The 18,765-nt window shown below is 71.8% G+C and carries 14 protein-coding genes; 8 read left to right on the top strand and 6 right to left on the bottom strand.

Annotation, left to right across the window (positions count from 1 at the left end):
• Positions 1–154 precede the first annotated feature (154 nt).
• The 5 genes from GTW43_RS09295 to GTW43_RS09315 all read left to right on the top strand — a co-directional run bounded on the left by GTW43_RS09295 (position 155) and on the right by GTW43_RS09315 (position 6,516).
• On the top strand, positions 155–1,081 hold the full coding sequence (locus tag GTW43_RS09295) for a TIGR03619 family F420-dependent LLM class oxidoreductase (protein WP_161301150.1): 927 nt from the start codon (positions 155–157) through the stop codon (positions 1,079–1,081).
• Between the two features lie 12 nt (positions 1,082–1,093).
• The gene (locus GTW43_RS09300) at positions 1,094–1,879 is read left to right on the top strand and encodes a glucose 1-dehydrogenase (protein ID WP_161301151.1); all 786 of its coding nucleotides are present in this window, start codon (positions 1,094–1,096) and stop codon (positions 1,877–1,879) included.
• 123 nt (positions 1,880–2,002) lie between these two features.
• Positions 2,003–3,124: an LLM class flavin-dependent oxidoreductase gene (locus GTW43_RS09305; RefSeq protein WP_161301152.1), complete on the top strand. Its 1,122-nt coding sequence runs from the start codon at positions 2,003–2,005 to the stop codon at positions 3,122–3,124.
• 189 nt (positions 3,125–3,313) lie between these two features.
• Positions 3,314–5,053, top strand: coding sequence for a D-aminoacylase (locus tag GTW43_RS09310; protein WP_161301153.1), 1,740 nt, complete (start codon positions 3,314–3,316; stop codon positions 5,051–5,053).
• Positions 5,050–6,516, top strand: coding sequence for an aldehyde dehydrogenase family protein (locus GTW43_RS09315; RefSeq protein ID WP_161301154.1), 1,467 nt, complete (start codon positions 5,050–5,052; stop codon positions 6,514–6,516). Before GTW43_RS09310 ends, GTW43_RS09315 begins: the two co-directional genes overlap by 4 nt.
• 312 nt (positions 6,517–6,828) lie before the next feature.
• Here GTW43_RS09315 and GTW43_RS09320 read toward each other — a convergent pair whose 3' ends face one another.
• A complete protein-coding gene (locus GTW43_RS09320) occupies positions 6,829–8,355 on the bottom strand; it encodes a CehA/McbA family metallohydrolase (protein WP_161301155.1) in 1,527 nt (508 codons plus the stop codon).
• A 192-nt stretch (positions 8,356–8,547) separates the two neighbouring features.
• Here GTW43_RS09320 and GTW43_RS09325 point away from each other — a divergent pair, with 192 nt between their 5' ends.
• Both GTW43_RS09325 and GTW43_RS09330 read left to right on the top strand, forming a co-directional pair.
• Positions 8,548–9,381 (top strand): LLM class F420-dependent oxidoreductase, encoded by an 834-nt coding sequence (locus GTW43_RS09325; RefSeq protein ID WP_161301156.1) that lies wholly within the window; start codon positions 8,548–8,550, stop codon positions 9,379–9,381.
• A gap of 60 nt (positions 9,382–9,441) precedes the next feature.
• Positions 9,442–12,078 carry a bifunctional FO biosynthesis protein CofGH gene (locus GTW43_RS09330; RefSeq protein WP_161301157.1) on the top strand — a complete coding sequence of 879 codons (2,637 nt, stop codon included), beginning with the start codon at positions 9,442–9,444 and terminating at the stop codon, positions 12,076–12,078.
• A 21-nt stretch (positions 12,079–12,099) separates the two neighbouring features.
• On the opposite strand, the gene GTW43_RS09335 is transcribed toward GTW43_RS09330, so the two are convergent.
• The 3 genes from GTW43_RS09335 to GTW43_RS09345 form a co-directional block, all read right to left on the bottom strand.
• Positions 12,100–13,215 carry an ADP-ribosylglycohydrolase family protein gene (locus GTW43_RS09335; protein WP_161301158.1) on the bottom strand — a complete coding sequence of 372 codons (1,116 nt, stop codon included), beginning with the start codon at positions 13,213–13,215 and terminating at the stop codon, positions 12,100–12,102.
• A gap of 293 nt (positions 13,216–13,508) precedes the next feature.
• Positions 13,509–15,083, bottom strand: coding sequence for a sodium:solute symporter family protein (locus tag GTW43_RS09340; protein ID WP_161301159.1), 1,575 nt, complete (start codon positions 15,081–15,083; stop codon positions 13,509–13,511).
• A gap of 353 nt (positions 15,084–15,436) precedes the next feature.
• Complete coding sequence (locus tag GTW43_RS09345) at positions 15,437–16,237, bottom strand: SDR family oxidoreductase (RefSeq protein WP_161301160.1); 801 nt, start codon at positions 16,235–16,237, stop codon at positions 15,437–15,439.
• A gap of 94 nt (positions 16,238–16,331) precedes the next feature.
• Between GTW43_RS09345 and GTW43_RS09350 the strand changes: the two genes are divergently transcribed.
• Positions 16,332–17,192, top strand: a complete 861-nt coding sequence (locus GTW43_RS09350; protein ID WP_161301161.1) for a hypothetical protein — start codon at positions 16,332–16,334, stop codon at positions 17,190–17,192.
• Positions 17,193–17,335: 143 nt separating this feature from the next.
• Here the strand turns inward: GTW43_RS09350 and GTW43_RS09355 are convergent, their stop codons facing one another.
• Positions 17,336–17,536, bottom strand: a complete 201-nt coding sequence (locus GTW43_RS09355) for a DUF397 domain-containing protein (RefSeq protein WP_161301162.1) — start codon at positions 17,534–17,536, stop codon at positions 17,336–17,338.
• Positions 17,537–17,818: 282 nt separating this feature from the next.
• Positions 17,819–18,676 carry a helix-turn-helix transcriptional regulator gene (locus GTW43_RS09360; RefSeq protein ID WP_161301163.1) on the bottom strand — a complete coding sequence of 286 codons (858 nt, stop codon included), beginning with the start codon at positions 18,674–18,676 and terminating at the stop codon, positions 17,819–17,821.
• Between the last annotated feature and the right edge of the window lie 89 nt (positions 18,677–18,765).

An 18,765-nucleotide genomic window follows, 5' to 3' on the forward strand; every position in this document is an offset into this window, starting at 1 on the left:
TCAAGCCTCTCCGGCGATTGAGGAGCGGGGGTCGGGGCGGAGCCCCTGGGCGCTGGGGGTGTGGTTCTGGGCTAGGGGTTGTCTGACTGGGTGTCAGGTATCAGGATGTGACGGTTCGTCAGATCAGGGTCGCGACGGTCAGGGGTAGGTACTCATGGCGCCACTCGTATACGGGATACAGCTGCCGATCCAGTCGCAGAGCACCATGTACGCCGAGCCCTGGGAGGCGGCCGCCGGGGTCGAGGACCTCGTCGCCGTCACCCTGGCCGCCGAGCGCGGCGGATTCGACTACGTCGCGTGCTGCGACCACGTCGCGATCCCGCACCGGCTCGCCGACGCCATGTCCACCACCTGGTACGACCCGGTGGCGACGCTCGCGTACCTCGCCGCCGCCACCGAGCGGGTGCGGCTGCTGAGCCACGTGGCGATCGTGGGGCTGCGTCATCCGCTGGTGTCCGCGAAGCAGTACGCCACCCTCGACCACCTCAGCGGCGGGCGGCTCGTGCTCGGGGTCGGCGCCGGGCACGTCGAGGAGGAGTTCGCGGCGCTCGGCGTGGACTTCGCGCGGCGCGGGGCGGTGCTCGACGAGTCCGTGGACGCGCTGCGGGCCGCGCTCGGGCCGGAGGAGTTCCCTTCGCACAAGGGGGAGTTGTTCGCGTTCGAGGGGCTCGGACAGAAGCCGCGGCCCGCGCAGCGCCGGGTGCCGGTCTGGGTCGGCGGTTCGTCCGCGCCCGCCGTGCGCCGGGCCGCGCTCAAGGGGGACGGCTGGCTCCCGCAGGGCGACCCGCGCGACCGGCTGCCCGAGAAGATCGCCACGCTGCGGCGGCTGCGCGCGGAGGCCGGGATCGAGACCCCGGTGACCATCGGGGCGATCGCCGAACCGCTCTACGTGGGCACGCCCGGCTGGCACGTCGGGCGGCGCACGCTGTCCGGCGCCCCGGACGCGCTCGCCGAGTCGCTGCGCGCGTACGCCGCGATGGGCGTCGACCAGATCCAGGTCCGGTTCCGCAGTCGCGGCCGGGCCGAGCTCGTCGACCAGATCGAGGCGTTCTCCGCCGAGGTCGCACCCCAACTCACCTGAGGAGCAAGCATCATGGGCAAGCTGGACGGACGCGTCGTGCTCATCACCGGGGCGGCGCGCGGGCAGGGCGAGCAGGAGGCGCGGCTGTTCGCGTCCGAGGGGGCGCGGGTCGTCGTGGCCGACGTGCTCGACGACCGGGGTGAGGCCGTCGCCAAGGACATCGGGAGCGGCGCGGTCTACGTCCATCTCGACGTCAGCAAGGAGGAGGAGTGGCAGGCCGCCGTGGAGGCCGCCACCGGCGCCTTCGGGACGATCGACGGCCTGGTCAACAACGCCGGCATCCTGCGCTTCAACGAGCTGACGTCCACCCCGCTGGACGAGTTCCAGCAGATCGTGAACGTCAACCAGGTGGGTGCTTTTCTGGGGATCAAGACCGTCGCGCCGGTGATCGAGGCCGCGGGCGGCGGGACCATCGTGAACACCGCGTCGTACACGGGCGTGACCGGCATGGCGTACGTCGGCGCGTACACGGCGACCAAGCACGCCATCGTGGGGCTGACCCGGGTGGCGGCGCTGGAGCTGGCCGCGAAGAAGATCCGGGTCAACGCCGTGTGCCCCGGGGCCGTCGACACCGCCATGAGCAATCCGGCGCAGCTCGACCCGGACGCGGACGCCGCGGAGGCCGCCGAGGCCCTGGAGGGCCTGTACCGCAAGCTCGTGCCGCTCGGCCGGGTGGGCCGGCCCGAGGAGGTGGCGCGGCTCGCGCTCTTCCTCACCGCCGAGGAGGACTCGGCGTACATCACCGGGCAGCCGTTCGTCATCGACGGGGGCTGGCTGGCCGGGGTCAGCGTGCTCTGAGGCGGGGCCTTCCGCGAACGTAGCTGACGTTGCGTCAGCTATTGACGCTCCCGGGCTCCGGTGGAACAGTCGTGACATCCAATCTGACGGTTCGTCAGAAACTGACGAGGACGGTGAACCTCCTTGGAATTCGGGCTCTTTGTACAGGGATACGTGGGCAAGCAGGCGCTGACGGACCCGACCGCCGAGCACCGCGCGCTCATGAACGAGACCGAGTACGTCATCCAGGCGGACAAGTCCGGCTTCAAGTACGCCTGGGCGTCCGAGCACCACTTCCTGGAGGAGTACTCGCACCTCTCGGCCAACGACGTGTTCCTCGGGTACCTGGCGCACGCGACCGAGCGCATCCACCTCGGCTCCGGCATCTTCAACCCGCTCGCCCAGGTCAACCACCCCGTGAAGGTCGCCGAGAAGGTGGCCATGATGGACCACCTCAGCGAGGGGCGGTTCGAGTTCGGCAGCGGGCGCGGGGCCGGCTCGCACGAGATCCTCGGCTTCTTCCCCGGTGTGACGGACATGAACCACACCAAGGAGATCTGGGAAGAGACCATCGCCGAGTTCCCGAAGATGTGGCTCCAGGACGAGTACGTCGGGTTCCAGGGCAAGCACTGGTCGCTCCCGCCGCGCAAGATCTTCCCCAAGCCGTACGGGCAGTCCCACCCCGCCATGTGGTACGCGGCCGGGTCCCCGCCCTCCTACGCGATGGCCGCCCGCAAGGGACTCGGCGTGCTCGGCTTCAGCGTCCAGAAGGTGTCCGACATGGAGTGGGTGCTCGAGCAGTACAAGAACGCCGTCCAGGACGCCGAGCCCATCGGCGACTTCGTCAACGACAACGTGATGGTGACCTCGACCGCGATCTGCGCCGAGACCCACGACAAGGCCGTCGACATCGCGGTCAGCGGCGGGCTCAACTACCTGCAGTCGCTGGTCTTCCGGTACCACGACACGTTCCCGCGGCCCGACGGCATCCCCGAGTGGCCCGAGATCCTGCCCGAGTACAACCGGGAGATCATCGAACTCCTCATCGCCGAGGAGCTGATGATCTGCGGTGACCCCGACGAGGTGCTCCAGCAGTGCAAGCGGTGGGAGCAGGCCGGGGCCGACCAGCTGTCGTTCGGGCTGCCGATCGGGATCTCGCACGAGGACACGCTGAACACGATCAAGCTCATCGGTGAGCATGTCGTGCCGAAGATCGACACGGATCCGGTGCACCGGACGACGCGGTTCAGGTCGGCCGGGGCCTGACCGTCCCCAGCTGCCTCGGCCTTCCTCCTCCCGGACAGGAGGGCCGGGGCCTGTCCCTGTCACGGGGCTCCGCCCCGGACCCCGCTCCTCAATCGCCGGAGGGGCTTGCCGTGGGCGCTCTGCCCGGTTCTCCGCTCTCCGTCGCCGGAGGGCTTTGATGTTGCTGAGCTGGACTTTTGGGAGCATGGCATGCTCGATCACCTCATCCAGGGCGTCACCGTCGTCGACGGGACCGGCGCCCCCGCTCACGTCGCCGACGTCGGCATCCGCGACGGCCGTATCGCCGTCGTCGCCGAGCCCGGAGCCGTCACCGAACAGGCGCGGACGAGCGAGGACGCCGCGGGGCTCGTGCTCGCGCCCGGGTTCGTCGACCCGCACACCCACTACGACGCCCAGCTGTTCTGGGACCCGTACGCCACCCCCTCGCTCAACCACGGCGTGACCACCGTCGCGGGCGGCAACTGCGGGTTCACGCTCGCGCCGCTGCACCCCGACCGGCCCGCGGACGCCGACTACACGCGCCGCATGATGTCCAAGGTCGAGGGCATGTCGCTGGTCGCCCTCGAGGAGGGCGCCCCGTGGACCTGGAACTCGTTCGGCGAGTACCTCGACGCGCTCGACGGCCGGATCGCGGTCAACGCCGGGTTCATGGTCGGGCACTGCGCGCTGCGCCGGTACGTGATGGGCGCCGACGCGGTGGGCGGACAGCCCAGCGAGGAACAGATGCGGCAGATGCTCGATCTGTTCCACGAGGCCATGGAGGCCGGGGCGTGGGGTCTTTCCACCACGCAGTCGTCCACGCACTCGGACGGTGACGGCGCGCCCGTCGCGTCGCGGCACGCGCTGCCCGCCGAGCTGATCGCCCTCAGCCGGGCGGTCGGCGAGCACGAGGGGACGCAGCTGGAGGCGATCGTCGCCGGGTGCCTGGACCAGTTCAGCGACGACGAGATCGACCTGTTCGTCGAGATGAGCGCGGCCGCCGGGCGGCCGCTCAACTGGAACGTGCTCACGATCGACGCCGCCGTGCCCGAGCGGGTGCCGCGCCAGCTCGTGCCGAGCGAGCGCGCCCGCAAGGCCGGCGGCCGGATCGTCGCCCTGACCATGCCGATCCTGACGCCGATGAACATGTCGCTCGGCACCTTCTGCGCGCTCAACCTCATCCCCGGCTGGGGCGAGATCCTCGGCCTGCCGGTCGACGAGCGGATCGCGAAACTGCGGGACCCCGCCGTGCGCGCCGAGATGCTGCGCCGGGCCGGCAGCAAGGAGGCGGGCGTCTTCCGGCGGCTCGCGCACTTCGGGCGGTACGTCATCGGGGACACGTACACCCCGGCCAACGAGGGGCTCACCGGGCGGGTCGTGCGGGACATCGCCGCCGAGCGCGGGCAGGAGCCCTTCGAGTGCCTCGTCGAGATCTGCGCCAACGACCGGCTGCGCACGGTCCTGTGGCCGATGCCGACGGACAACGACCCGGACTCGTGGGCGCTGCGCGCCGAGACCTGGCAGCACGAGGACGTCATGCTCGGCGGCTCCGACGCGGGTGCGCACCTGGACCGGATGTGCGGGGCGCCGTACACGACGCGCTTCCTCGGCGACTGCCTGCGCGGGCGGAAGCTGGTCGGTCTGGAGCAGGCCGTGAAGATGCTGACCGACGACCCGGCCCGGCTGTTCGGGCTGCGCGAACGCGGGCGGATCCAGGAGGGCTACCACGCCGACCTCGTCCTCTTCGACCCGGAGACCGTCGACGCGGGCAAGGCGACACTCGTGCACGACCTGCCCGGCGACAGCCCCCGGCTCGACTCGCAGGCGCTCGGGATCACGGCCGTGTGGGTCAACGGCGTCGAGGCGATCCGCGGCGACGTGGTGAGCGGGGCCGTGCCCGGCAAGGTGCTGCGCTCCGGGCAGGACACGCGGACGGTGAGCACCAAGTGACGTACACGGAGGGGAAGCTGTTCGTCGGCGGCGAGTGGACCGAGCCGGCCGGCGGGCACTACGACGTGGTCGACCCGGCGACCGAGCGGGTCGTGGGCCCGGCGCCCGAGGCCTCCCGGGAGCAGGTGCGGGACGCGGCGCGGGCCGCCGCCGACGCGTTCGGGCCGTGGTCGCGGACCCGGCCCGAGGAACGCGCGGCGATCCTCGACCGGGCCGCCGACCTCATGCAGCGGGACTTCACGGCCCACGCCGAGCTGGCCCAGGCGGAGAGCGGGGCCACGACCGGCACGGCACGCGGCATGCAGGTCGCGGTCGGCGTGGCCCGGTTCCGGCGGTACGCCAGGGGTGCCCTGGAACCCGTCGAGCAGGGGCTGCCGCCGCAGATCAACGACGCGGGACCGATGGGGAAGGCGGGCGTCGTGGGGGCGCTCGCGCTGCGCCGGCCGGTCGGCGTCGTCACCTGCATCACCTCGTACAACAACCCGTGGGCGAACCCGGCGGGCAAGGTCGCGCCCGCGCTCGCCATGGGCAACACCGTGGTGGTGAAACCGGCGCCGCAGGACCCGCTGTCCGTGTACCGGATGGCGGCGGCCCTGGAGGAGGCCGGGGTCCCGCCGGGCGTCGTCAACGTGGTCAGTGGGGCGTCCGCGGACGTCGGGCAGGCCGCGGTCGAGGCGCCCGAGGTCGACATGGTCAGCTTCACCGGCTCCACGGCGGTCGGGCAGGCGATCGGCGAGGTGTGCGGTCGCACGATGAAGCGGCAGCTGATGGAGCTGGGCGGCAAGGGCGCGGCCGTCGTGTTCGCGGACGCGGACCTGGACTCCGCCGTCGCCGGGATCGGCACCACGTACGCCTTCTACAGCGGGCAGATCTGCACCGCCCCGACGCGGGCGCTGGTGCACCGCTCCGTGTACGACGCGTTCGTGGCAAAGCTGCGCGCCTACACCGGCTTCATGAAGGTCGGCGACCCGCGCGTCAAGGGCACGGTCGTCGGGCCCGTCATCTCCGCCGCGCACCGCGACCGCATCGAGTCGTACGTGGAGCTCGGCCGCAAGGAGGGCGCCACGGTCGTCACGGGCGGCGACCGGCCCGAGGGCCCCGGCACCGGCTTCTACGTCGCGCCGACACTCCTCGCGGACTGCACGAACGACATGCGGGTCGTGCGGGAGGAGATCTTCGGGCCGGTCGTCGCGGTCGTGCCGTTCGACGGGGACGAGGACGAGGCGGTGGCGCTCGCGGACGACAGCGACTACGGGCTCATCGACTACGTGTGGTCCGGCGACGTCGCGAAGGCGTTCCGGGTCGCGCGGCGGTTGCGGGCGGGTGGGGTCGGCGTGAACACGGTCGCCCGCAACATGGAGGCGCCGTTCGGCGGTTTCAAGAAGAGCGGGGTGGGCCGCGACGTCGGCTCGTACGCCCTGCACGCGTACAGCGAGCTCCAGTCCATCGTGTGGCCCGGCTGACCCATTCCCCGGAGGGGCTTGATGTGGCCACCTTTCGCGTTCGCCCCGCAGGGCGAGGGCGGGGCTGCACACCAGCCCCGTAAGGGGCGCGGGGAACTGCGCGCTCAGCCACGACGCACCCGTCACCCGGCGACGACACCGCACCCCGCAACGGCGCCACCCCCAGGGGCTCCGCCCCGGCCCCCGCTCCTCAATCGCCGGAGGGGCTTGATTTGGGCGCTGCACACCAGCCCCGCCAGGGGCGCGGGGAACTGCGCGCTCAGCCACGACGCACCCGTCACCCGGCGACGAACCCTCAGCCTGCGGCGGCGGTCACGGTCCCAGGAACACCGGGTTCGTGAAGGCGGCCAGGGCGCCGGGCAGGCCCGGGACCGTCGCGGGGTGCCGGATCTCGGCGCGTACGTACGCCGCGTAGGACGGCGTCGTGCGCCAGGTCACCGAGCCGCTGCCGGACGCGGGCAGCGCCGCGGAGGTGACGAGGGTGCCCGCGTCCGTGACGAGGTGGAGGGTGCAGCCGGGCACACCGCTCGCCTCCAGGGTCACCGTCACCGGCGCGTCCGAGGGCACACGGAGCCGCTCCCCGATGCCCGCCGCGCGGCCCCGCCCACCGGCCGCGCCGAAGGTGAGCGCGACGTCCCGGCTCTCGGCGACGTACGAGCGGCCGGCGCGCAGGCCCTCCTGGATCGCGGTGCGGGTCAGGTCGTCGGCCAGGACGACGGTCTGCGGCCCGCCGATCCGGTCCGGGTCGCGGTGGGCGTCGCTGTTGCCCATGGCCGGGATCCAGCCGCCGCCGGAGTGCCGCCCGGTGCGGGCGTACGCGACCAGGGTGTTGTCCCAGTCGGCCAGGGACACCTCGTCGTCGGGGGTGTACGGGCCGTTCCACACCTCCACCGCGTCGGCCTCGCCGAAGCCGAACTTCCAGCCGCAGCCGATGCACGTGGCGTGCGGGTGCGCGGGCACGACGAGGCCGCCCGCCCGGCGGACCTGGTCGGCGTACTTCCCGAAGCGGTTGTCGCGGGCCCGGTAGCGCCAGTCGACGAACGTGCCGGGGTCGGTGCCGAGCGCGACCACGTGCCCGTTGCGGGTGGTGATCTCCTCGCCGAGCAGCACGAGCAGGTCGTCCCCGGCGACGTCCGCCCAGTGCGCGTGCGCGGAGTGCGTGTTGTGGTCGGAGGTGTTGATGAAGTCCAGCCCGGCGGCGCGGGCCAGGGCGCCGATCTCCGCCGGGGTGCGCCGCCCGTCCGAGTACCAGGAGTGGATGTGGCAGTCGCCGCGGTACCAGGCACGGCCCCGGCCGCGGGCCCGCTCCGGCGGGTAGGAGGGGTGCGGGGTGCGGCCCTGCGCGCCGTGCGTGAGCGTGACCGTCACCGAGTACGGCAGCCCGTCGGGGGCGACCGTGTACGGGCCGAGCGCGATGTGCCAGGTGCCCGCGCGGACCGGGCCCGGGACGTAGCCGGGCGTGGCGTCGTCGGCCCGCACGAAGAACTCCGTGCGGGCGCCGCCGGACCAGCCGCGGAAGCCCCGGCCGCCGAGGTCCGTGCCGCGCTCGTCGAAGAGGCCGATGTCGAGGGCGTTGTTCTGCGTGCCGGCCGGGACCGTCGCCTTCTCGTACGTGTAAGCGACGTGGATCTCGCGCACCCCGGCCGGCACCTCGACCGGCAGGTACACGAAGTCCGGTGCGCCCGGCGGCAGGGTGCCGGTGAGGGTCCGGGTGCTCTGCGAGCCCTCGGCGGCGCTGGCGAAGCTCATGGTGCCGAGGGTAAGGGCGGCGGCCGCCCCGGTCACGAGCAGCGCCCGTCTGCCCGGTCCGTGTCCGTGGTCGATGGCGTCGGTGCACATATCGCGGCTCCCCAGGGGTCGGAAGTGACGGGTGCGACCCTGGCATTGAGCCGTGAACTTCCCCGTAAGGGAAGGGAATCGGGGCATGACGGCCCTGAGTGCCGGGCCCGGCGTCGGTTTCCGGTCACCCGCCCGGCAGACCCCCGGTGAACGGGCCTGGACTCCTGTGACCCCCGGCGTTAGGAATGCCGCATGCGGATCTCGACCACGATCTTCCTGACCGACGAGACCATCACCCCCGTGCGCCTCGCGCGCGAACTGGAACAGCGCGGCTTCGCGGGCCTCTACCTGCCCGAGCACACGCACATCCCCACCGAGCGCACGACCCCGTACCCCAACGGCGGCGACCTGCCCCGCGAGTACACCCGCACCCTCGACCCGTTCGTGGCGCTCGGTCAGGCGGCCGCCGTCACCGAGCGGATCGCGGTCGGCACCGGCATCTCGCTGATCGCCCAGCACGATCCGATCGCCTTCGCCAAGCAGATCGCGACCCTGGACCACCTCAGCGGCGGCCGCTGCACGCTCGGCGTCGGCTTCGGCTGGAACCGGGAGGAGGCCGACGACCACGGGGTCGAGTGGCGCACCCGGCGCGAGCTGGTGCGCGACCGGATCGGCCTGATGAAGGCCCTGTGGGCGGACGAACCGACCGCGTACGCAGGTGAGTTCGGGCAGTCGGTGCGGGCCAGCACCGCCTACCCGAAGCCGTACCGGGGCGGCGCGCCCCGCATCATGGTCGGCGGGGCCGCGGGGCCGAAGCTCTTCGCGCAGGTCTGCGCGTACGCGGACGGCTGGATGCCCATCGGGGGCGGCGGCCTGGGCCGTACCCTGCCCGAACTGCGCGAGCGGTGGCAGGACGCGGGCCGCGACCCGGCCGCGCTCCAGGTCGTCCCCTACGCGGTACTGCCCACGCCCGGCAAGCTCGCGCACTACGCGGAGCAGGGCGTCGAGGAGGTCGTGCTCCAACTGCCGCCCGGGGACACGGCGACGGTGCTCAAGGTGCTCGACGACTACCAGCAGTATCTGTAGGGGGGCTCATGCGCCTCAGGCGCTCTCGAAGCGGTGCGGGCTCGCTCGTATGCTCGGTTCATGAGTGATCAGGACGCCGTGCCGCAGAGCGGACCGCAGACCGGCCGCCCCACCGCCAACGCGATGCGCCGCGCGCTGAGAAGGGCCAGGGACGGCGTCGCGCTCGACGTGACGGAGGCGGCGGTGCTGCTCCAGGCGCGCGGCGCCGACCTGGACGACCTCACGGCGTCCGCCGCCCGCGTGCGCGACGCCGGGCTGGCGGCGGCCGGGCGGCCGGGCGTCATCACGTACTCCAGGAGCGTCTTCGTCCCGCTGACCCGGCTGTGCCGCGACAAGTGCCACTACTGCACGTTCGTCACCGTGCCCGGGAAGCTGCGGCGGGCCGGGCACGGGATGTTCATGTCGCCGGACGAGGTCCTCGACATCGCGCGCAAGGGCGCCGCGCTCGGCTGCAAGGAAGCCCTCATCACCCTCGGCGACAAGCCCGAGGACCGCTGGCCCGAGGCGCGGGAGTGGCTCGACGCGCACGGCTACGACGACACGATCGCGTACGTGCGGGCCATATCGATCCGCATCCTGGAGGAGACCGGGCTGCTGCCGCACCTCAATCCGGGCGTGCTGTCCTGGACGGACTTCCAGCGGCTCAAGCCGGTCGCCCCGTCGATGGGCATGATGCTGGAGACGACCGCCGAACGCCTGTGGTCCGAGCCCGGCATGCCGCACTTCGGCTCGCCGGACAAGGAACCGGCGGTGCGGCTGCGGGTCCTGGAGGACGCGGGCCGCTCGTCCGTCCCCTTCACCAGCGGGCTGCTCATCGGGATCGGCGAGACATACGAGGAGCGCGCCGACTCGCTGTTCGCGCTGCGCCGTGTCGCGCGCTCGTACCACGGCGTGCAGGAGCTGATCATCCAGAACTTCCGCGCCAAACCGGACACGGCGATGCGCGGGATGCCGGACGCCGACCTCGACGACCTCGTCGCCACGGTCGCCGTCGCCCGGCACATCATGGGCCCGGCCGGGAACCTTCAGGCCCCGCCGAACCTCGTCGACGGCGAGTACGCGCGCCTCATCGCCGCGGGGATCGACGACTGGGGCGGCGTCTCCCCGGTCACGATCGACCACGTCAACCCGGAGAAGCCGTGGCCGCAGCTGGAGGAGCTCGCGGAGCGGTCCGCGGAGGCCGGGTTCGAGCTGCGCGAACGGCTGTGTGTGTACCCGGAGTTCGTGACGCGCGGCGAGCCGTGGCTCGACCCGCGGCTGCTGCCGCACGTGCGGGCGCTGGCCGACCCGGAGACGGGGCTCGCGGTCGCGGACGCGCCCGTCGTGGGCCGTCCCTGGCAGGAGCCCGACGAGGGGTACGTCGCGGCGTCGGGCCGCACCGACCTGCACCGCACCATCGACACCGAGGGGCGCACGTCCGACCGGCGTGACGACTTCGACGAGGTGTACGGCGACTGGGCCGCGCTGCGTGAACAGGCGGCGCCCGGCATGGTCCCCGAGCGCCTCGACGGCGACGTCCGGGCCGCGCTGAAGCAGGCCGCCGACGACCCGACGCGGCTCACCGACGACGAGGCGCTCGCGCTGCTGCACGCGGACGGGCCCGCGCTCGACGCGCTGTGCGGCATCGCGGACGACATCCGCAAGACGGTCAACGGCGACGACGTCACGTACATCGTCACGCGGAACATCAACTTCACGAACGTCTGCTACACCGGCTGCCGCTTCTGCGCGTTCGCCCAGCGCCGCACCGACGCCGACGCGTACACGCTCTCCCTGGACCAGGTCGCCGACCGGGCGCAGCAGGCGTGGGACGTCGGCGCCGTCGAGGTCTGCATGCAGGGCGGCATCCATCCGGACCTGCCGGGGACGGCGTACTTCGACATCGCGAAGGCGGTGAAGGAGCGCGTGCCGGGAATGCACGTGCACGCCTTCTCGCCGATGGAGGTCGTCAACGGCGCGACCCGGACCGGCCTGTCGATCCGTGAGTGGCTGACCGCCGCGAAGGAGGCCGGTCTTGACTCGATCCCGGGCACGGCGGCGGAGATCCTGGACGACGAGGTGCGCTGGGTCCTGACCAAGGGCAAGCTGCCGACCGCGACCTGGATCGAGGTCGTCAAGACGGCCCACGAGCTGGGCATCCGGTCGAGCTCGACGATGATGTACGGGCATGTGGACCAGCCGCGGCACTGGCTGGGGCACCTGCGCACGCTGGCGGCGCTCCAGAAGGCCGCACTGTCCAAAAACGTGGACGGGTTCACGGAGTTCGTGACGCTGCCGTTCATCCACACGAACGCGCCCGTGTACCTCGCCGGGATCGCCCGCCCGGGTCCGACGACCCGCGACAACCGCGCGGTGACCGCGATGGCCCGCGTCCTGCTCCACCCGCACATCCCGAACATCCAGACCAGCTGGGTCAAGCTCGGCTCCGAGGGCGCCGCCGAGATGCTCCGCTCGGGCGCCAACGACCTGGGCGGCACGCTGATGGAGGAGACGATCTCGCGGATGGCCGGGTCGTCGTACGGCTCGTACAAGTCGGTCGAGGACCTCGTCGCGGTCGCCGCCGCGGCGGGCCGTCCGGCGAAGCCGCGTACGACGCTGTACGGGGAGGTCCCCGAGGAGCGCGTCCGGGCCGCGGCGGCCTCGGACGGCCACCTGCCTCAGCTCCTGCCCGTCCTGGAGGACCCCGAGCGGCGCTGACCGCGGCCCGGGGCGCCCGGCTCAGACGCGCGGATACCGGGCCAGCCAGCCCGGCGACGACCCGGAGGGCCCGTGCAGGGCGGGCCCCTGGGTCATCTCCATGGCGAAGTCGTCGGCGAGCTCGAGGATCGTGGAGCGGCCCTCCAGCTCCGTGATCCAGGCCGGCGGCAGCGCCGTCTCGCCGTGCAGCGCCCCGAGCAGGGCCCCGCACACGGTGCCGACCTGCGCGGACGGCCCGCCGTGGTGCACGGCGAGGCGCAGCCCGTGCCGGACGTCCTCGCCGACCAGCGCGCAGTACACGGCGGCGCCGAGGACGCCGGCCGCGCCGCCGCCGTCGACGAGCTCGGTGACCCGGGCGCCGGTCGGCAGGCCCTGCCGGACGGCGCCGAGGGCGTGCTGGAGGGCGTCCACGACCGGCTGGTGACCGGGGCGCGCGGCCAGCAGGGCCAGGGCCCGCTGCACCGCCGCGTCCAGCGAGTCGCCGCGGGCGACGCCGTGCACGATGACCGCGTGGGCGCCCGCCGCGAGGAACGCCTCGGGCGCCCCGTGGGTGTGCACGGCGCACTCCACGGCGAGCTGGATCACGAGCTGCGGCTCCCAGCCGACGAGCAGTCCGAACGGGGCCGAGCGGGCCACCGCCTCGGGCCCGGCGTCGTCCGGGTTCTTGGGCCGGTCCAGGGTGCCCATGACGTCGTTGCCGAGGCCCAGCAGCAGGGACTGGGCGGCGCCGCGCCGCGAGTAGAGCCACTCCTCGCGGGCCAGCCAGCCGTCCTCCTTGCGGCGCTCGTCGGGTCCCCAGTCGCGCTGGGTGGCGGCCCAGCGCAGATAGGCCTTGTGCACGTCGGTGGGCGGGTGCCAGGCGCCGGCGTCGCGCCGCACCTGGGCCCGGATCAGGCCGTCGACGGTGAACAGGGACAGCTGGGTGGCCGCGGTGATCGCGCCGACGCGCCCGTACGCGGGCACGAGCTGGGTGCCGGCCGGTTCGGCGGGTGCGGCGGCGGGGTCGCCGGGCTCGTCCAGCGGGGCGCCGAGGGTGTCGCCGAGCGCTCCGCCGAGCAGGGTGCCGCGGACCCGGCTGCGGAAGTCCTGCTGTTCGGCACGGCCCCACACGGCCACGGCGGCGGACGGTGCGCCCATCGGCCCTTCCTCCCTCACGGCCTCGGCCACGACCTCGGGCCGGCGTCCGGCTTCGGGCGTCCGGCATCAGACATTCGGCAAGCACTGTAATCGACCGGGCGCGACCGGCCCCGTTCGCTTGCGTGACAGACGAGCGGCCCTCTGCCCCTAAGTGACCGGGAACACGGCGGTCTTGCGCGGGTTCGGCGTGATCTGGGTGCTTTGCGAAGGCGTACGGCCCGCAGGCGCGTGTGCGCCTGCGGGCCGCTGCCGTCGTGTGCCGGCCGGTGCCGTCCGGTGCCGTGCCGCCGGTTTCAGAGGCGCTGCACGTCGTCCGCGGAGCCCGCGGGGGACGGCACGGTCGCGGCGGCGCCGGTGCTGCCGGGGCCGTCGTCGTCCGTGTTCACGCGCTCGATGAGCAGGTCGCGCTCGGGGGTGTCCTCCGGCTTGACGAAGCCGATGACGATGTAGAGGACGAGCGAGACGGCGAGCGGGATCGACACCTGGTACTCGAGCGGCACGCCGCCCTCGACGTTCCAGCTGATCGGGTAGTTGACGAGCCAGAACGCGAGCAGGCCCATCGCCCAGCTGGTGAGCGCCGCCGTGGGTCCGGACTTGCGGAAGGTGCGCAGCAGGCCCAGCATCATCGGGATCGCGATCGGACCCATGAGGCCCGCGACCCACTTGATGACGACGGTGATGATGTCCTTGAACGTGGGCGAGTTGACCTGGGTGGCGACCGCCATGGACAGGCCGAGGAAGATCACCGTGGTGAGGCGGGCGGCGAGCAGTCCCTTGTTCCCGATCCACTGCTCCTTGGCCTTCTTCGACAGGGCGGGCGCCACGTCCCGGGTGAAGACGGCGGCGATCGCGTTCGCGTCGGAGGAGCACATGGCCATCGTGTGCGAGAAGAAGCCGACGATGACGAGGCCCAGCAGGCCGTGCGGCAGCAGCTGTTCGGTCATCAGGCCGTAGGAGTCGGAGCCGTCCGGCTTCTGGGCGTGCACCAGGAGCGGCGAGACCCACATGGGGAAGAAGAGGACGACCGGCCACACCAGCCACAGGACCGCGGAGAGGCGGGCGGAGCGGGTGGCCTCGCGGGCCGAGCCCGTGGCCATGTAGCGCTGCGCCTGGTTGAGCATGCCGCCGTTGTACTCGAAGAGCTTGATGAAGAGGAACGCCAGCAGGAACACGGTGCCGTAGGGGCCGACGAGCGGCTTGCCGTGGCCCGCGAGCTCGGGCTCGTCCCAGACGCCGAAGATGCCGCCGAAGGGGCCGAGCTTGGAGACGACGGCGACGAACATGGCGACGCCGGCGATGAGCTGGATGATGAACTGCCCGAGCTCGGTGAGGGCGTCGGCCCACAGTCCGCCGATGGTGCAGTAGATCGCGGTGATGACGCCGGTGATCAGGATGCCCTGGTTGATCGAGATGCCGGTGAAGACGGACAGCAGCGTCGCGATGGCCGCCCACTTGGCGGCGACGTCCACGATCTTGAGCAGCATGCCGGACCAGGCGAGCGCCTGCTGGGTGCCGAGGTTGTACCGGTTCTTGAGGTACTCGAGCGGCGAGGCCACGTGCAGCCGGGACCGCAGCCGGTTGATGCGGGGGGCGAACAGCCGGGCGCCGATGGCGATGCCGAGCGCGATGGGGAAGGACCAGGTGACGAAGGACGTCACGCCGTACGTGTACGCGATGCCGGCGTAGCCGGTGAACATGACGGCGCTGTAGCCCGACATGTGGTGCGAGATGCCGGAGAGCCACCAGGGCATCTTGCCGCCGGCCGTGAAGAAGTCGGAGACGTTGTCCACGCGTTTGTGGGACCAGACGCCGATCGCGACCATGATGCCGAAGTAGCCGATGAGCACGGCCCAGTCGAGACTGTTCATGTGCCCCCTCCAGGGGTCCGCCTTGTGAACGTTACGGCGCTTCGTCAGTGCGTCCGTTCCAGCGGTCGTCCCCGTGCGGGAGTGGGGACTTCGGGGATTGAACCGGTTGTCCGGGGGGCCGGTCAAGAGTTCTCGCGGTCACGGATGTGAACCGAGATCAGCAAGGCGAACGTTTTTGCCTTTTCGTGACCCTGCGGGGAGTTGTCGTGAACGTGACCCGGGCCACACCATGAGCGGGCACTTCGTCAGTCGGACCTGCGTCACGAGGCACGGCATCGGCCGGCCGGAACGCGAACGACCGCACGGGATGCGGGTCCCGTGCGGTCGCGTGAGGGAGAGAGAGGGGGTGGTCGTCAGCGCATGAGTTCGCCCGCGTTCACCAGGAGTTGCTGGCCGGTGATGGCGCGGGCCCGGTCCGAGGCGAGGAACGCCGCGGCGTCCGCCACGTCGCCGTCGGTGGCGAGCTCCGGCAGGGCCATCCGCCCGGTGAGCCGGGCCAGCACCTCGTCCTCCGGCACGCCCTCTGTCTGTGCCGTGAACTGCACGTAGGCCTGCACCGGCGGGCCCCACATCCAGCCCGGCAGCACCGTGTTCACCCTGATGCGGTGCGGGCCGAGCTCCCGGGCGAGGGAGTACATGGCGCTCGTCAGCGCGCCCTTCGACGCCGCGTACGCGGCCTGGCGCACCTGGGACGGGGCGGCCACCGCGGACTGGGTGCCGATGATGACGACCGAGCCGCCGCGCTCCTTCAGGGCGGGCAGGCAGGCCCGCGTCATGCGCAGCGTGCCGAGCAGGTTCACGTCGATCACCTGCCGCCAGGTGTCGAAGTCGGCGTCCTCGAGCCCCCCGAAGTAGCTGTCCCAGGCGGCGACGTGCACCACCGCGTCCACCCGGCCGAACCGCTCGCGGGCCAGGGCCGCCAGCGCCTCGCACTGCTCCTCGTCGCCGATGTCCGTCGCCCGGTACGCGGTCCGGGCGCCCTCCGGGTCGAGTTCGGCCGCGGACTTGGCGAGCCGGGCCTCGGTGCGCGCGCCGAGCACCGCGTTCGCGCCGTCGCGCAGCACCGCCGCCACGACCTGGTGGCCGAGTCCGGCGCCGACGCCGGAGACGAGCACGGTCCTTCCCGCGAGCAGTCCGCTCGATGTCGTCGTCATCGGTTGCCTCCCGGCTCTGGCGCTCTATCTGACGGGGCGTCAGAGTAGGGGCGTCGAACGGAAGACGGAACCCTCACGGCGAAGGGGAACGGGCATGAGCGAGGCACCGGACACCGCGGACACCCGCAGCGACACCTACGCGGAACTGGCATCGGTCGGCCCCTACGGGGTGCGCCCGGGCCACGCCCTCATCACCATGGTCGAGCCGCACCCGGGGCACGAGTACGCGTACAACCGCTGGTACGAGGACGACCACTACTACGCCGGTGCGATGGCGATGCCCTGGATGTACGCGGGCCGCCGCTGGGTCGCCCCGCGCGACCTGCAACTCCTGCGCCGGCCCGAGAAGTCGGCTGTCGCCGAGCCCGTCACCGCGGGCTGCTACCTCTCCACGTACTGGATCACCGAGGGCCGCTACGCCGAGCACATGAAGTGGACCGTCGGCATCAACAAGCGCCTCAACCGCGACGGCCGCGTCTACCAGGACCGCACCCACGTCTTCACGGCCTTCCAGGACCACGAGGCGACCGTCTACCGCGACGGCGCCGCCGGGCCGCGCGACGTCCACGCCCTCGACCACCCGTACGCGGGCCTCGTCCTGGAGGTCGTCGACGTGGAGCGGGCCGAGCAGCGGCCCGCGCTCGTGGAGTGGCTGCGCACGAAGCACCTGCCGCGCGCGGTCGCCGGCTCACCGGCCGCGCTGGTCACGCTCTTCCGGCCGACGCCGCTGCCGGGGGACCGGATGACCTACGTGAAGCAGGTCGAGGGCGTCGACACCCGGCTGACCCTGCTCTGGTTCCTGGAGGCGGATCCGCGGGAGTGCTGGGAGGAGCACTTCGCGGGGCTCGGCGACCAGGTGGCGGCGGCGGGGCTCGGGGCCAGGGTCGAGCTCATGGCGCCGTTCGTCCCGACGGTGCCGGGCACCGACCGGTACGTCGACCGGCTGCGCGCCTAGGCCTGTCCGGCGGATCAGGTCGCGTCCGGGTGGCCCCGGGGCATGGCAAAGCCCCCTCGGCCAGGACGGCGGGCCAGTCGAGAGGGCTCCAGGGTGGTGCTGGTCGTGCCGGGTCCTGCTGGATATGTCCGGACGGCGCTGAATCAGAAGGAACCCGCGCTCACCTCGTGCACGAACGCGTTCCAGGACTCGGGGGTGAACCCGATCGCGGGACCCGCAGTGACCTTCGAGTCCCGCACCGCGATGGCGTGCACCACCGGCGACTTCACCTCTACACACGCGCCGTTCCCCGTGGAATACGAGGACTTGATCCAGGATTCCGCGGCGCCTTGCTGGATTGCCATGTTCTGCTCCGGTTCAGACAGTGGTCGAATTGCATCCCCGCCTGGAGGTCCAGAGCGGTTCTCGCCAAGGATGGTGTCCTGATGGCGTGATCGACGCTACTCGCCAACTGAGCCGCATGAAGTGGCCGTTCACCCGACCGGATGGCATATTCCATAGGGGTCTTCCATTTCTCCGAGGCGAAGGTGTACCGTGCGGCGCTTTGCCTCGGAGAAGCGGAATCAAGGCCGGAATCCGCCCGTCCGTTTTGCTGTCGAAGATCGACAGGGCGGGGCGGCCGTCCCCTAGCGGGCGTACTCCTTCGCGATGTCGGAGATGAACTGTCGCGATTGGTCCACATTCAGGGCCTGTGCCCGGAGATGCTCGTACATGACGCTGTATTTCTGAACGTCATTCGCCTTCTCCAGATAAAGATCACTGGTGACGCCCTCGATGTACACCACGCTGGAATCCGCGGCGTCCGGGAACTCCAGAATGGCGTACTGCCCGTTCAGCCCGGGGTGCGCCCCCATGTCGAACGGGATCACCTGCACGGTCACGTGCGGCAGCTGCGACTGCTCCACCAGGTGCTCCAACTGCTCGCGCATCACGCTCTTGCCGCCGACCACGCGCTTCAGTGCGGCCTCGTCGAGCACCGTCCACAGGCGCAGCGGGTTGTCGGGCGCCTGGATGCGCTCCTGGCGGCGCATCCGGACCTGGACGCGCTTCTCGATGTCCTGCGAGACGGTCTCCGGCAGTGCGCCGTTGATCAGCGCCTCCGCGTAGCCGCGGGTCTGGAGCAGGCCCGGGACGACCTGCGGATCGTAGATGCGCAGGCTCGCCGCGTCCGTCTCCAGGCCGATGTAGACCGAGTACGGGATGTCGCCGAAGGAGTGCCACCAGCCCTGCTGGCGCGAGTCCTTGGCCATCTGCATCAGCGAGTCCACGATGCGGTGGTCCTCGACCTCGTACACCCCGCACAGGTCGCGCACGTCGCGCTGGCTGATGCTGCGCCGCCCGTTCTCCAGGCGGCTGATCTTCGACTGGGACACCAGGAGGCGCTCGGCGACCTCTTCGGCGGTCATGCCCTTGAGCTCACGGAGCCTGCGCAGCTCCTGGCCCAACCGGCGTCGCCTGACGGTGGGATTGACATTGGACGCCACGGGACGTGCACCTCCGGCTGCGTGCATTTCGCTGTTCCGCATACTTTGCGTATCTGCTGTTCAGCACATTGCCACTCGGGCGCGTCCCG

The sequence above is a fragment of the Streptomyces sp. SID5785 genome (assembly GCF_009870065.1).
In the GTDB taxonomy this organism is placed as follows: Bacteria; Actinomycetota; Actinomycetes; order Streptomycetales; family Streptomycetaceae; genus Streptomyces.